10 protein-coding genes and 1 tRNA gene are annotated in these 15,453 nt (G+C 62.7%); 7 read left to right on the top strand and 4 right to left on the bottom strand.

All coding sequences use genetic code 11. The features are described 5' to 3' along the window. Position 1 precedes the first annotated feature (1 nt). The 7 genes from tolB (at position 2) to GSQ73_RS00260 (ending at position 5,477) form a co-directional block, all read left to right on the top strand. Positions 2–1,327, top strand: a complete 1,326-nt coding sequence (gene tolB, locus GSQ73_RS00290) for a Tol-Pal system beta propeller repeat protein TolB (protein WP_158879702.1) — start codon at positions 2–4, stop codon at positions 1,325–1,327. 246 nt (positions 1,328–1,573) lie between these two features. Next, the gene (gene pal / locus GSQ73_RS00285) at positions 1,574–2,083 is read left to right on the top strand and encodes a peptidoglycan-associated lipoprotein Pal (protein ID WP_158879700.1); all 510 of its coding nucleotides are present in this window, start codon (positions 1,574–1,576) and stop codon (positions 2,081–2,083) included. Between the two features lie 42 nt (positions 2,084–2,125). Then, on the top strand, positions 2,126–2,944 hold the full coding sequence (gene ybgF, locus GSQ73_RS00280; RefSeq protein WP_158881616.1) for a tol-pal system protein YbgF: 819 nt from the start codon (positions 2,126–2,128) through the stop codon (positions 2,942–2,944). A 31-nt stretch (positions 2,945–2,975) separates the two neighbouring features. Further along, positions 2,976–3,647, top strand: a complete 672-nt coding sequence (gene queE / locus GSQ73_RS00275) for a 7-carboxy-7-deazaguanine synthase QueE (protein WP_254063225.1) — start codon at positions 2,976–2,978, stop codon at positions 3,645–3,647. 83 nt (positions 3,648–3,730) lie between these two features. Further along, a complete protein-coding gene (gene queC, locus GSQ73_RS00270) occupies positions 3,731–4,420 on the top strand; it encodes a 7-cyano-7-deazaguanine synthase QueC (RefSeq protein WP_158879696.1) in 690 nt (229 codons plus the stop codon). A gap of 57 nt (positions 4,421–4,477) precedes the next feature. Then, positions 4,478–4,553: transfer RNA gene (locus tag GSQ73_RS00265), tRNA-Lys, on the top strand. A gap of 111 nt (positions 4,554–4,664) precedes the next feature. Then, on the top strand, positions 4,665–5,477 hold the full coding sequence (locus GSQ73_RS00260) for a hypothetical protein (RefSeq protein WP_158879694.1): 813 nt from the start codon (positions 4,665–4,667) through the stop codon (positions 5,475–5,477). 24 nt (positions 5,478–5,501) lie between these two features. On the opposite strand, the gene GSQ73_RS00255 is transcribed toward GSQ73_RS00260, so the two are convergent. The 4 genes from GSQ73_RS00255 to GSQ73_RS00240 all read right to left on the bottom strand — a co-directional run bounded on the left by GSQ73_RS00255 (position 5,502) and on the right by GSQ73_RS00240 (position 15,311). After that, a complete protein-coding gene (locus GSQ73_RS00255; protein WP_158879692.1) occupies positions 5,502–9,857 on the bottom strand; it encodes an MBG domain-containing protein in 4,356 nt (1,451 codons plus the stop codon). Between the two features lie 20 nt (positions 9,858–9,877). Next, the gene (locus GSQ73_RS00250; RefSeq protein ID WP_158879690.1) at positions 9,878–11,575 is read right to left on the bottom strand and encodes a ShlB/FhaC/HecB family hemolysin secretion/activation protein; all 1,698 of its coding nucleotides are present in this window, start codon (positions 11,573–11,575) and stop codon (positions 9,878–9,880) included. Further along, positions 11,572–13,707 carry a CHAT domain-containing protein gene (locus tag GSQ73_RS00245; RefSeq protein WP_216844707.1) on the bottom strand — a complete coding sequence of 712 codons (2,136 nt, stop codon included), beginning with the start codon at positions 13,705–13,707 and terminating at the stop codon, positions 11,572–11,574. The genes GSQ73_RS00250 and GSQ73_RS00245 overlap by 4 nt, the downstream gene beginning before the upstream one ends. A gap of 158 nt (positions 13,708–13,865) precedes the next feature. Next, positions 13,866–15,311, bottom strand: coding sequence for a HAMP domain-containing sensor histidine kinase (locus GSQ73_RS00240; protein ID WP_158879688.1), 1,446 nt, complete (start codon positions 15,309–15,311; stop codon positions 13,866–13,868). Positions 15,312–15,453: the final 142 nt, after the last annotated feature.

The raw sequence follows: 15,453 nt of genomic DNA, 5'->3' as shown, positions 1-15,453 counted from the left end.
CATGCGCAAACTAACTTCCCGCTTCGCCGTCGTACTGGTTGCCCTGATGGCGTTGTTCGCCGGTCAGGTCAGTGCCCAGTCCCAGCCCCTGAACGTACAGATCGTGGGCGGCACCAAGACGGCCATACCGATCACTATCGTCCCGTTCGCGCAGCAGGGCGGAGCGTCGATGGCCACCGATATCGGCGATGTGATCCGCAGCGACTTCAATCGTTCGGGCAAATTCCGTTCGCTTGCCAAGAGCGACATCGTCGAAGCGCCGGCACAAGGTTCGGACATCAAGTTCGCGACGTGGCGGTTGCTGAAACAGGATTACATCACCGTGGGCCGCATCAAGGATGCCGGCAACGGCATGGTGCAGGTTGAATACGAACTGTGGGACGTCAACAAGCAGCAGAGCCTCTTGTCGCAGGCGATGCCGCCGGCACCGGCGGGTGATCTGCGTAACGTGGCTCATCAGATCGCGGACATCATCTATCAGAAGATTACCGGCGTGCGCGGCGCGTTCTGGACGCGCATCGCCTACATCACCGCGGTGGGCCTGGGCAACAACACGACCTATTCACTGCTCGTTGCGGATTCGGATGGTTTCAACCCGCAGGTCGTGGCGCGCTCCAAGGAGTCGCTGCTGTCGCCGGCTTGGTCGCCGGACGGCAACAAGATCGCCTACGTTTCGTTCGAGAGCGGCAACTCCAACATCTATGTGCAGGACATCACGACCGGTTCGCGCCAGCTGATCGAATCGCATCGCAAGGGCATCAACGGCGCACCGTCGTGGTCTCCGGATGGAAGCAAGCTGGCGGTGGCGTTGTCCTTCGTGGGCAACCTCGAGCTCTATTCGCTGAATATGGCGACTCGCGAAGAAACGCGTTTGACCAACAGCCTGTCGATCGATACCCAGCCGGTCTGGGCTCCGGATGGCCAGACCATCTACTTCACGTCGGATCGCTCCGGTCGCCCGCAGATTTATCAGGTTTCCGCCAGCGGCGGTGCAGCTCAGCGGATCAGTTTCCAGGGGCAGAACAACCAGAATGTCTCGGTGGGCTACGACGGCAAGCAGATCGCCATGGTGCAGGGCAACGGGAACGTGTATCGTATAGCGATCATGGATCAGAGTCTGGGCGGCCAAGTGCGATTCGTTTCGCCGGGCCCTTATGACGAATCCCCGAGTTTCGCACCAAACGCAAGCATGCTGCTGTACGCCGCCACCGAGGGAAGCCGCGGCGTGCTGTACTCCGTGTCGGCCGATGGCAACGTTCGCCAGCGCCTTGTTCTTTCCGATGGCGACGTGCGCGAACCGGCCTGGGGTCCATACCGGCAGCACTGATTTATCCATGTCGTCGCGTGAAAATGCGACGGTATAACCCGCCCAGGGACAGGGCCCGAGCAGCGTCATTGGCGCGTTTCGGTATTCGGACGTGGCGCTTCATCGCGTCACGCCAGTCGGGCCGGCAATGCACATCGTGCGTTGCCGGCCCTTATAATTGGCAAATAACAGCCGGCCCACCGGCGCGCTGCATGTTTACCCTGATCGTCATCGTTTGTCGGAACTCAACCCGTAAGGAACGTCACCATGAATAAGACCGTTCGCATTGCCCTTGTCGCCCTGCTTTGCGTGGGTGCGGCCGCCTGCCAGAAGAAGCAGGTCAAGCCGCAGCCGCCGATGGCTGAAGAGCAGACCACCCAGACCCAGGCTCCGACCTCGGATGGTAAGTATGGTCCGCAAGATCTCGATACCGATGCCTGCCTCCGTCAGCGCGTCGTGTACTTCGATTTCGACAAGACCGAAATCAAGCCGGAGTTCCAGCAGATCATGGCGTGCCACGCCAAGTACCTGCAGGATCGCCCGATGTCCCACATCCGTCTCGAAGGCAACACCGACGAGCGCGGCACGCGCGAGTACAACCTGGGCCTCGGCGAGCGTCGTGGCAATGCAGTTTCCAGCGCGTTGCAGGCAGCCGGTGGTTCGGCCAGCCAGCTCGAAGTGATCAGCTATGGCAAAGAGAAGCCGGTTTGCCGCGAGCACAACGAGGATTGCTGGGGCAAGAATCGTCGCGTCGAGATCGTCTACACGGCGCAGTAAGTGATGAAGCGACTGGCTAACAGCTTTGCAGCCAGGTACAGCATGGCGGGCGCGATCGCGTCCGCCATGCTGTTCGCGTTTCCGGCATTCGCGCAGGACTCGAGGCTGAGCCTCGCCGACCGCGTCGCACGTCTGGAACAGCAGGCACAGAATAAAGACCAATCCGGCATCGGCATGGTCAACCAGATGCAGCAACTGCAGGCGCAGGTGCAGCAATTGCAGGGTCAGATCGAGGAACTGCAGCATCAGATGCAGGAACTCAACGACAAGAACAAGGCTCAGTACACCGACATCGACGCAAGGCTTGGCCGGCTCGAAGGTTCAGGTGCATCAGGACCTGGCGCACCCGTCGCTGCTGCCAATGCGCAGACGACGGCTCGTCATGGCGACGACAATCCTCCGGTCGCACCGGCGCAGAACGCGAGTGCAGCCCCGTCCGCAGATAACGGCGGTGGTCCAAGCGCCGATCCCGCCGCAGCGCAGGCTTCGTATGACGTGGCTTTCAAGGCGTTGCGTGCTGGCGACTATGTGCAGGCGTCGCGTTCGTTTCGCAGCTTCATCCAGCAATATCCGAATCAGCCGCTCACGCCGAACGCGTGGTACTGGCTCGGCGAGTCGTACTACGTGACGATGAACTACCCGGTCGCGCTCGAATCCTTCCAGCATCTGCTCAGCCAGTTCCCGCAGAGCGACAAGGCGCCGGACGCCTTGCTCAAGGTCGGTTACAGCCAGCTTGAACTCAAGCAGGACGCGGCGGCAAAAGCATCTTTGACCAGCGTCACCACTAAATATCCGGGTTCCAAGGCAGCCAGCCTTGCCCAGGAACGCCTGCAACGCATCCAGCTGCAGTCGGCGAACTGAGTGTCTTGCGGTGAGCGTTGACGACGCACGCGTGGCGTCTTCCCTGTCTGCTCCCGCCGTTGCCGAACGGCTGCGCCTTACCGAAATTTTCCATTCGATCCAGGGCGAAGCCGATGCGATCGGTTGGCGCACCGTGTTCGTGCGGCTCACTGGTTGTCCGCTGCGTTGTGTGTGGTGCGATACCGAATACTCGTTCCACGGCGGTAACTGGCACGCCATCGAGGACATTCTCGAAACCGTCGCCGCCTACGGCGCGCATCACGTTTGCGTGACTGGCGGCGAGCCGCTTTCTCAGAAACGCTGTCTCGTGCTGCTGCGAAAGCTGTGCGATGCAGGCTACGAGGTTTCGTTGGAGACTTCAGGCGCGCTCGACGTATCGACCGTCGATCATCGCGTGAAAAAAGTGATGGATCTCAAGGCACCCGACTCCGGCGAAAGCGCGCGCAACCTCTGGTCGAACCTCGACCATCTGCTGCCGCACGACCAGATCAAGATCGTGATCGCCAGTCGCGTCGACTACGAATGGGCGCGCGGGAAAGTGGCCGAGCATGCGTTGGCTGAGCGCTGCATGGTGCTTTTTTCTCCGGTACACGGCGCCGTCGAACCGCGCGAACTGGCGGAGTGGATCATTGACGACAAGTTGCCGGTACGTTTTCAGATGCAGTTGCACAAGCTGTTGTGGAATGACGCCGCAGGCCATTGAGCCGCGCGCTATCGATCATGCGCATCGGCCTCTTCGCTGGTAGCGTTCGCGGCCGGTGACCGGCCACTGATTGGATCAAGAAGATGTCCCAGAATGTTCTACGCAAGGCAGTCGTGCTGGTTTCCGGCGGCATGGATTCGGCGGTCACCATCGCGCTCGCGCGCGAGCAGGGTTATCAAGTACACGCGCTGAGCGTCGCCTATGGCCAGCGGCATAATTCCGAGCTCGCCGCATCCGAACGCGTGGCGCACATGCTCGGTGCCATTGAACACAAGACAGTCAGCGTCGACCTGCGACGTATCGGCGGCTCCGCGCTCACCGCCGACATCGACGTGCCGCTCGATACCGCCGAAGGCAGCACCGATATCCCGGTGACCTACGTGCCCGCGCGCAACACCATCATGCTTTCGATCGCGCTCGGCTGGGCCGAAGTTCTCGGTTCCAGCGACATCTGGTGCGGCGTGAACGCGGTGGACTATTCCGGATATCCCGATTGCCGGCCCGCGTTCATCGACGCATTCGCCACGCTGGCCAACGTCGCCACCAAGGCGGGCGTGGAAGGCGCCGGAATCCGCGTGCACGCGCCGCTCATGCGTATGAGCAAGGCCGACATCGCTCGCGAAGGACAACGCCTGGGCATCGATTTTTCCGCAACCGTCAGCTGCTACAACGCCGACGCCGACGGCCGCGCATGCGGTCACTGCGACGCATGTCGCCTGCGCGCACAGGGATTCCGCGAAGCCGGTTTGCCGGATCCAACGCGCTACGCCTGACCCTGCTGCTTGTGCGGTTTCGGCGCAGCACTTAAAATTGCGGGCTTGCTCACGCAAGGGTCGTTAGCTCAGTTGGTAGAGCACTGGACTTTTAATCCATTGGTCCCGGGTTCGAATCCCGGACGACCCACCATCTTCAAACCCGCATAGCTCACGCTTTGCGGGTTTTTCTTTGGCCGTGTGGCGCCCGATGAACGCAGCGCGGAACGCTTGGCTATGATCGGCAAATATTCTGGAGAGCCGCATGCAGATCGATCTGGCGTCGCACGACTTGAAGAAATTTCGGCTGATGATCGGCACGCCGATGTATGGCGGCCTGGCGCACGGCCTGTTCGTGCGTTCGATGTGCGACCTGACCTTGCTGTGCGAACGCCGTGGCATTTTGCTCGATACGTGTTTCGTGCTCAACGAATCGCTGGTGCCGCGCGCGCGCGTCGAGATTGCCGCGCGCTTCCTGAAATCGGATTGCACCCACCTGATGTTCATCGATGCCGACATCGGCTTCGCGGCACAGGACGTGATCGCGTTGCTGGCGTTGTCCAGTGGCGAGAACACCGACGTGATCGCAGCGGCGTATCCACGCAAGGTCATCGCCTGGGATCAGGTCGCTCGCGCGGTGGCCACGGGCATCACCGATCCGGCCGGCTTGTCGGCGCTCAGTTCACCACTGGTTTTCAATCCGCTGGAAAGCGCGAGCGGGAAAGTACCGCTGGGCGAGCCGCTTGAAGTGAGTGAAGTCGCCACCGGCTTCATGCTGATTCGCCGCGCTACGTTCGAGTTGTTCGATCGTCACTATCCCGAACTGCGTTTTCGCTCGGACGATCCGGTGGTGCCGCTGGGTGAGCGTGATCGCGCGCTGTATTTCGAGGTGCGCATCGATCCGTCGACGCAGCGCTATCTGTCGGAAGACTACGCATTCTGCCAGCGCATTCGCGCAGCGGGCGGACACATCTGGTTATGTCCCTGGATCAACCTGGTACATATCGGCAGCCATGCGTATCGCGCCGATGCGGCTGCGTTGTCGCGAATCGGCGTGCCGCTGGCCGGGTCGCGCTGAACACGCAGCCGACGATCGCGTCGATCAAAAATCGCCGCAACTGTTCTTCTGTTTCGTCGCCACGCAGTTCGCCAGGTTCGGACGCGAACGCACACGCGACCATTCGCGCGCCAGCGTGTCGCCATCCTTGTCGCGGCTGCCGGATGCGAGATCGGTAGCGGGGCAGAGACCGACGATGCCGAAGTTCCTGTCGTACACGTAAGTCACCGGCTCATCGCGCATGAAGTCGAGCGAATAGGTTTCCAACGGCGGCGTGATCGTCAGCGCCACGGCGTTGCCATTGGCCTGCGTGAAAACATAGTTCCTCGCCACCAGGCCACTGCCATCGATCGCATAAGAGCCCATCGGTGCGTTTGTGCCCGCGCTTGTCTGGAACACCAAGGTACCGTTGGTGGACGAAGCCTGCGTGTCTCCGTTGCGAAAACCGCTGACGCTGCCGCTCAGGTCGGCGTTGGGTACACCCACCATGCGTTGATAAGGATCAGCAATGTAGGTGAGCGTCGCGGGTGTGATTGTGAAAGCAGTGGCGTTGTTCGGAGACTGCGCGAAAATGTAGTTTGTCGCGCTCAGTCCGCTGCCATCGATCGCGTAGGTGCCGACGTTCGAAGCCTGCGTGGCATTGCTGTTGAACGCGAGCGTGCCGCTGGTGGAACTTGCCAGTGTATCGGTGAGCCTGAATCCGCTCACGCTGCCGCCAAGCGTGCCGTTGGGATCGCCGTAAACGCGGCTGTAAGGATCGGCGATATAGGTAAGCGTCGCGGGTGTGATGTCGAGCGTACCCGGCAATACATTGACGAGATAGCCCGCGGGTGAAACGAAGTTTCCGTTGATCGCATAGTTACCGACGTTGCTGGCCTGGGTGGCGCCGGTCAAGGCCGATCCGTTGATCACATTCGCGGCCTGGTCGCCAAGGATCAGGCCGCCAACGGTATAACCGAACAACCCGTTGGGAAGTCCATATTCGCGCTGCGCATCCGCGATGTCGATCGTGGCGGTCGGTCGCGCGGTGTAGATGAACTGGTTTTCGTTAGCCGATGGCGTCACCGTGCACGTGGTACCGAAGGCACAGCCATAGAGGTTCGGAAGCGTGCCGTTGCCGGCCAGCCCGCCACGCGTTTCGCCGCTCCAGCCCGAGGCCCAGACATGCCAGTAGTCGCTCGCGTTGATCGTCAATCCAAGCGGGTTGATGAAGAAACCATTGGGCCCCGTCACCAGATTCACGGTGCTGCCGCTCACGTTGCCGTTGAGCAGGATGTTGCCGCCCATGCTTTGCGCCAGCACGGCGCCGCCAGCGGAAATGCCACTGGCCGACAGGGTGTTCGACGCATTGGCTGCGGCGCCGAAACCGATGGCGTTGACCGTGCCGATGCCGACATCGCTGCTGTTGTAGAAAGTGAACGTACCTGCGGCATGGCCACCGATCGTATCCGCCGATACGCGATTGGCGGCGTTGGCCAGCTGCACATTGCCGAGACTGGAAATGGCCAGCAGCGAGCCCGCGATGATCGCGCCGTTCTGGCGCACATCGCCCGATGCGACCAGCGCCAGTGTGTTGGCGCCGACATCCACGCTGCCGCCGTTCAATTGCACGCTTCCGCCGCCGCCCGCATAAAGACTGAGGTTGTCACCGTAGGCAATGTCGCCGGCCTCACCCGAGACAGTGACATTGCCGACCTGGATGTCGCTGCCGAGCACCAGCGTGCCGGCGATGAGTTGCGCCAGGTTGCCGTCGTTGATGTTGATGCCGCCGCCGAACGTGTCGATGGCGCCGATGACAATGTCGTCGTCGGGATTTTCCACAATGCCGCCAGCGGCGTTGACGCTTCCGCCGCGAATGTCGATTGTGTTGCTGGTGCGCACGGCCACGTCGTTGCCGATCTCCAGGGAGCTGCCACGCGAGTCCGGGTCGTTGTGCGATCGCAGGACGATGTTGCCGCTGCCGGCATCGATCACGGTCGAGGTCGTGGTGCCGCGTGCGACACCGCCGATCATGTCGATGCCGGTACCCGACCCCAGTGACGATCCGCTGAGCAGAATGCTGCCGCTGTTGCTGCCCAGTTGTGTGCCGGCGCCGAGGTTGATGCCGTTGTGGGTAAGAATCGTGCCGTTGCCAAGATTGCTGTCAGCCAGGCCATAGCCGCGCAGGTCGATGGTGCCGCTATCGGTCTGCAAACTGATCCCGTTGAAGGGACCGAGTTGGCCATTGAAGTAGACGGTACTGGAGATGCCATTGCCAGTGCCGCTGCCCCCGAACGGCGTGGTGTACGTACTGCCGAATCCGGTAAGCGCGATATGGCCGCTGCTGGTGATCAACTGTAGTGGGCCCACATTGGTGGTAGCCAGCAGGATGCCGTCGCCGCCGTTGTCGCCCACCCCGACCACATCGATATTGCCGGTGCCGGTGCTGATCGCGATGGAACCGTTGTAATCGCTAAAGCCAAGAATCACACCGTCGCTGCCAACGCCTGTATAGCCGCCGCCATGGCCACGCATCAGCACGTTGCCCGCAGCGGCAGTGTCGCTGCCGTTGACGCGTGTATCGATCTGGATCGGGCCATTGAGATAGATGCCGCCGGAGTAGCCCGTTGCGGCGTTGCGCTGTCCGTACATTTCGACATTGCCACCATTGCTGCGCAAGGTGAGGGAACCGAAGGTGATCCCACCGTTGCCGGCGCCGAGCAACTGATCCGCATCGCTGTCGAACAGCATGTTGAGCGGGCCCGTGCCGGGATCGGCCATGATCGATATGTCCTCGTTCCCGTAAATGTCGCTGGCAATCTTCGAATGCGCATCCAGTTCGAGCGTCAACGGCGTCGTGCCGGTGGCACGCTCGATCGCCACGTACTGATCGACATTTATATTGCCGCCGGCGCCAAGGGTGACGCTGGAATTGTTGTTCAGCGCATTGCTGATCACGGCGTCCTGCACGCTCGACGTGGTGAGCGGGGTGAAGCCGGTCGGCAACGTGCCCTGCGTGTTGTCATGCGTCACCTCCAGGCTTCCGGGCGCCTGGAACATCCAGTTGCCTGCCGTTCCGTTCGTGCCGCCTGCATTCACGCGAATGCCGCGAACATCGAGACCGCCGCCGGATGTGACGACCATGCCTCCATTGCCCCCGCTGGTTCCACCACTGGCGTTGAACATGCCGAAGGCGTACAGCCCGTTGGTGCCGTTGATGTTGATCGAACCGCCATTGCCTTGCGTGATGGCGTTTGCGTTCAACGTCGAGAATGCATCGACTTCGGCCACGTTGCGTGCGTCGACGCTGATCGTGCCTCCGCCTGTTCCGCCGGAAGCATTCAGCACCGAAGCCACGGACGGGCAGGGAAGCAACTCGCAGATCGGATATCGGTTGGATATCTCAACGTTGTAGCCGCTCACTGCGATGCTGCCGCCGCTGACGCCCGAGCCACCGCTCACGTCCATCGTGCCGCCCTGCACGAGCACCGTATTGCTGGTGCCATCGTCCGAGTCACTGGACAACATGATGTGTCCCGCGCGCGAACTCAGCGAATGCGCGTGAATCACGCCGTCGTTGACGACTTGCGCGAAAGGATTGCCCAATGCCTGCATCAACACCTGGCCGCCATCGGCAGCGAGCGTGCCGTTGTTCGTGGCATATGTGGTGTTGGAGTTGGTTGCGCCGGTGTTGATCTGCAATTGGGTCAGGCCATCGCCGCCGATATTCACGGTGATCTGGCTGCCGACACCCAGGGCCACGGTGCCCTGTGGCGCGGTGATGCTGGCACCGCTGTCGTTCTGCACGCGGCCGCCCAGTAACGCGACGGTGCCGCCGGCGTTGGCGGTGATCGTGCCGGCGTTTTCGATGTTGCCCTGCTGCAGCACGCCGGTGCCGAAGACATAGGATCCGTTCGCCACGCCGTTGTTGAAGTTGGTGTTGGAGATGTCGAGCGTGGACGCCACCAGGCCGCCGACATTGATCTGCGCTCCGGTGCCCGTCATCACGCCGGCGGGGTCGACCAGAAACACACTGCCTTTGGGCGCGTTGATGGTGCCCAGGATGCTTGCCTGAGCCGGCGTGATGCCGGGAAAACCCACCACGCGATTCAGCGTGACGCCACCGGCGACCTGGTGATCGAACGTCACCGTGTTTTGCGCGCCGACGTTGAACGAGCCCCAGTTGATGATCGCGCCCTTCGTCGTCTGCGTGATCGTGGTGCCCTGGGTCGCCCCCACGATGGTGCCCTGGCCCGGATTGAAAGAGATGCCCGCGGCACCGCTCACGACGTTGCCGACGCGTGGAAGATCCTGCGCCTGTGCGGTCATCAAAGGCGACGCGAAGGCGAGTGCGATGGCCATGGCGAGCGGATGGCGCATGCTGCGCGACGGAAGACGTTGAATGCTTGTATGCGAGGTCATGGAGTGCTCCGGCGTACCGCTCAGAAAAACTTCTGCAACTGGAAAAACACGCGCGGCTTCTTGTCGCCGCCGCTGGTCACTGCGGGATCGGTGGTACGCCACGCAATGGTGAGGTCGAGCGAGAAATTGCCGGGCTTCGCCCAGTTCACCCCGAGGCCGGGTCCGCGCAGGCTGCGTATCGGCTGGTGTCCATTGGGGATGTAGTAAGGCTTGTTGAGCCAGCCGCGCGACGCGTCGTAGAACGCATACGTGGAGACGTCATTGCTCATCGCGTAGCGGTATTCGAGGTTCGCGATGAGTCCGCGATTGGCCAGCACCTCGCCTTGCGGATAGGCCCGCACCGCATCATGCCCGCCAAGCGAAAGCTGTTCGCTCGCATCGAGGTTGCGGCTCGCAAGCTGGCCGCCAATGCCCACGAACAAGGTCTGCTTCGGTGCGAGATATTGCAGGCGCGAAAACTGGAACGTGAGTTTGGCGAACGTGCCGGCCGTGTGCGCGCCGAACGCGCTGCGGTCGTAGGCGAGGTTGCTCGGGTCGAGGATTTTCAGACGGCCGTAGTACGCGGTGCCGTTGCTGCTGAAGTAACCGCCGCCGGCGAAGTCGTCGCGACGCTCCCACGCCCAGCCCGTGCCGACGCCTTCGACGCGCTTGTGCGACACGTAATCCACCGCGCGCAATTTGTCGGTCAGTTCCTTGCGGTCGACCATGAAACGCAGGAAGAAATTCTGGTCACGCTGACGGATCACCGGCATCGTCAGCGAGGCGTCGTAGATGCGCGATGTGCCGATCGCATCCAGCGCCTCGAACGCGCCGCCGAGGCTGTAGTTGACCTGCGATGCGCCGATGCCGGCGCGAATGCCGTCGTAGCCGAGCGGAGCTTCGTAGGATAGACGTCCAAACGTGGTGCCGTCGTGTTCGGATACCAGCGCGCGCGCATCGAGGTTGTCGCCGATACCGAACGGGCTGTTCCAGCGCAATGAGCCGCCGCCGCGCAAGGTGCCGGCTTCGCGCGTGCCGTAGTCATCCAGCCCCAGCGATACGTTCACCGGTGCGGATCTGGAAATCTTCACCGTGAGATCGGTGGTGCCTGCCTCCGCGCCCGAGGTCAATGACGATTGCGCCTTGATGCCGGGCAGGTCGCTCAGCAGCAGCATGGCGCGTTCGTACACCTTGCCGCTCAGCGGCTGGCCTTGCTGCAGCGGCGCCAGCATCGCGCGGATGCGTTCTTCCGATACCGGCGCCGCCGGATCGATCTCCACTTTCATCTGTCCGAGCCGGCCTTCGATCACGCTGATCTCGACCACGCCGTCCTTCACTTCCTGCACGGGCACCACGGCGGTGGCGAACACGTAACCGGCTTTGCGGTAGAGCGCAGTCACCTGCTGTGCGAGCGCGTCGAGATCGGCCAGCGTCACCGGCTTGCCCATGCGAGTCGCCGCCAGCGCCTGCAACTGTGGCTGCGGGAAAATGCTGACACCGTTGAACGTCACGCCGCGCAGCACGAAGCTCGTCTGGTCGGCGGTGACGACCGGTGCATTCGGCAACTGCTGCGGCTGCGGCAATGGCGCGGCCTGCTGGTCGGCGGGAATCGTCGGTGCTCCCTGCGAGTCGAGACCTTGGCTGGTCGACTGCGCGAACACCGGCAGCGCGAACAACCCGAGTGCGACGGCCAGCGACAGACGCTTCGGCGGCAATGTGGTCCAGACGAAGCGACTCATGACTTGGCTCCCACGGTGAGGCGCCAGTCACCGATCACGTTGAACGGCGCCCAGAAGAATGGATGGTCCATGCCCTTGGTATGCAGCACGGCGAGTTGTGCGCGTTGCATCGCCACCTGCACGTCAGTGCCTTTGGCGAGCTCGGCGTACAAGGTGGACATCAGCAATTTGGTGGCGTCGTCGGACACCGGCCACAGCGACACGATCAGGCCCGAAGTGCCGGCGGCGAGAAACGAGCGCGTGAAGCCCAGCACTTCGTCGCCATCGGCCACACGGCCCAGCCCGGATTCACACGCGGACAGCGTCACCAGCGACACCTTGTCGAGGTTGAGGTCAAGCACCTCGTGCGCTTCGAGAAAATTCACCTTGCCGTTTTCCGACGCGAGCAGGATGCGCGAATACAGCGGATCGATGGTGTCGGCCTGCGCATGCGCGGCGACGTGGATCAGCGAGGTCTGACCTGCGATCGCCTCGAAGCGGGACTTGGTCGCGTCGCCATGCAGGAAGAGTTGCGTTCCGGGAAACGCCGACGCCAGCGATTTCACTTCGGCTTCGGAACCCGGCAACGCATATTGCGGCGCCACGTCGGGATTGCCGAACGCCGTGAGCGTGCGCTGCACGACATTGCCGCGCTGTATCAGCTGCATCGCGATGCTGATCGACGGCGTCACGGACACCGCATGTGTCTCGATCAGGTAGTGGCCATCCACGCGCAACGCCTGGAATGGCAGGTAATGCAGCGGTCCGTTCGGCACCACGATGAGTCGCGCGTCGGCTGGCAGGTTCAACGGCTTGATCAGCAGCTCGCCGAGTTGTTCGGCGGCGCCCACCGCGCTGCGGCGACCGTCGATGATCGACTGCCGGAACGCATCGACCAGTCGCACCAGATCCTTGCGCGGAATCGGATAGCTCTGCTCGCGGATGCCGTCCTTGCCGATCACCCATGCAAGCAGGCGATCGGGCAGGGCGTGGAATTCCACCACGCGTTCGTCCGGCTGCAATTGTGTTTGCAGCGCGGCCAGCGGCACGGTGGAAGCCACGCCCGGTTGCAGCTTGCTGCGATCTCGCACTTCGTCGAGCAGCGCACGTGCACGGCTGCGTTCGGAAAGATCAAACGCGTGCACGCTGTCGCCCATCTGCGAGTACAGATCGATGGTCTGCTCGAACACCGTCTGCACATCGGAGAACAAGCCCATCTTGAATTCTTCGCTGTGGAACTGCGCGCGCACCTGGTCGAGCCCATCGAGTGCCTGCGTCCACGTCGCTACGGCTTGCGTCTTGTCGCCCATCGCGAGCTGGCTGCGCGCGATGCCGTCTTCGGCCCAGAAGCGTTGATAGCCTGCGTCGTCGCCGCTCGCTGCCGTTTCCAGTTCGCGATACATCTTCAACGCGTCGGCCGGCTTGTTTTCCGCAAGCAGCAATTTCGCTTCGGTGCGCTTGAGTGGCAACGCAAGCGTTGCGTCGGTCGGCGCTGAATTCAGCGCGTCCACCTGCTTGCGTGCACCGGCAACATCGCCCTGGCCGATCAGTGCATTCGCCAGCGAAATCTGCACCAGCGGACGGTAATGATCGGAGCTGCCGGTCATCGCAAGCTGATACTCGGCCACCGCAGCGGTGTAGTCGCCCGCGCGCGCGGCGGCATCGCCGAGCACCTTGTGTGCGGGGCCAACGATCTGCGTCGGGTCCTTCACCGGATGTTCCAGCGCCACCTTGGCGAATGCCGTGGCCCGCTCGTAGTCGCCGCCGTAACCGTAGACGATGGCGAGGTCGCGATACGCGCGCGCAAGCAGTTCGTCATCCTTGCTTTGCTGCGCGAGATACAGCGCCTGGCTCGCAGCGCGCACGCTCTTGCGAAGCTCGCCCTTCTCGGCCAGCGCAATTGCCTGGCTGCAATATTGATAGCCGTCCATCTTCAGCGGACTGGCGCCGTAGAGCAGCGCGCCGTCGGTGCTGAGCGCGAGCGCGGTATCGGCATCTTCCATGCGTGCTTGCGCATGCGTGGCGGTGGATGTATCGATGACCGCCGCATCGTGGCTGCGCAATGCAGGTAGTTCCTGCGCGACGCTGGCGCTTGCGATGGCGGTGAAAAGCGCTGCCGCGGCAAGCCGGGTCAGCATGGTCTGAGCACGCACGCGGTGTTCTCCCAAACTGCGAGCCGTCGACGCGATGTCGCCGGTTCTTCGAAGCCCTTGCAGTCTAGGTAGCGATATCGTCGCGGCCTATTTGCACTAGGACATAGCCCGTTCGGATGACAGCAGGTGTTTGCGTGCGCGATGCGGCGATCGCGCGATCAACTGACCGGATGCATCGCAGGCAGCGGATGTCGGTGACTGGCTCCGCCGTGATCGGCAGTCGCCACGCGCGGCAGGTCGAACCAGAACGTGCTGCCGCGACCAGGCTGCGAGCGAATGCCGATCTGCGTGCCGAGCAGCTTCGCCAGTCGCGCGGCAATCGCCAGGCCCAGCCCATAGCCATCGCGACGATCGGCTTCGCCATGCAGTTGCACGAATTCCTCGAAGATGCGCTGCTGATGGATCGCCGCGATGCCGGGTCCGCTGTCGCGCACTTCGATGCGTACGCCGTCATGCCCGCGCCGCGCGGCAATCAGCACGCGGCCCTGGGGACCGGCGTGCGCGATCGCGTTGCTCGCCAGCTGCTGCAACAGCAGGGACGAGAGTTCCACGTCGCCATGGATGCGCTGCCAGCTGCGTCGCCACACCACGCTTACGCGCTGGCGTCGCGCATCCTCGATCAGCGTCGAGCGATCACGCAGAAAAAGATCGGCGACGCTGAACGTGCCGGGCTTCGCCGTCACCACGCCGGCATCGAGCCGGGAGATTTCCAGCAGCGCGTCCAGCAATCGCGTCATCGTTGCGATGCTTGCGCGCACCTGCGTCAGCACGGCTTGCTGTTCCTCATCGATACCCGGATGCAGGCTGGCGGTGAGCAATTGAAGCGCCTGCATCGGTTGTCGAAAGTGATGCCCCACCAGCGCCATGAACTGCGACTTGCTGCGCGCCGCCGCCTGGCTCTGGCGCAGCTGGTCCAGTGCATCGACGGCCGATGCGTGCTGGATCGATGCCCACTCGTCGCGATGCGCGGCGAGCAGGCCGGCGATCGCAGCAGCACTCGATTGCAGGCGAGCAAACTCGCGATGCGATTCGCGGTGGGGCGCCATCGCATCGATGTCCTCGTTGCCATCGAGCAAATTCTCGAGTGTCCGTTGCAGCCGCTGCAGCGGTGCCATCACGCGCCATCGCAGCGCGAACGCGGCGAGCAACGCCAGCAGCACGACGCCGAGTTCGCTCAGTGCGCCATACAGAAGAATCTGCCGCCGCGCCCCGAGCTCTTTCTCGGTGTCCACGTGCATCACGATCGCGCGATGCTTGCCTGTGTCCGCGAGTTCTCGTCGATATCGCTCAAACGTCGCGTCCACTGGCGCGCCGCTATGCAATTCGCTGCCGTCGGATTCTTCCAGGTCGATGCGTTGCAATGCGTTGCCGCGGCCATCGCGCAAGGCTTCATCGAGTACGTTCTGCGTGGAGTCGCCATCGTCGTGTTCGAGTTCGCCGGCAAGCTGTTCGAGTTGCGAAGCGATGCGCAGATGCGCGGTTTCCTGTGCGCCGCGCATCATGTAAAGCGTGAGCACGCCGACCAGCACCAGCGCGGCGCAGGCACACGGCAGCACGCTGTCGGCGAGCAGTCGAGGCAGCAGGGCGGATGGTTTGCGCGGCATCGATCAACCTTTACCGACGATCCCGCGTGACAGGCGCGCGCGCGCCTCGGTCGACGCTGGCTTCAGATGGTTGGAGCGCGAGAGCGGCATCATGGGAAAGATTTCAGTCGAGTGATCGGGAACGGCGGTGCGCGACCGTCCA

This window comes from Rhodanobacter sp. L36, assembly GCF_009765755.1.
Lineage (GTDB): Bacteria > Pseudomonadota > Gammaproteobacteria > Xanthomonadales > Rhodanobacteraceae > Rhodanobacter.
This window is presented reverse-complemented; position numbering and strand designations above follow the sequence as displayed.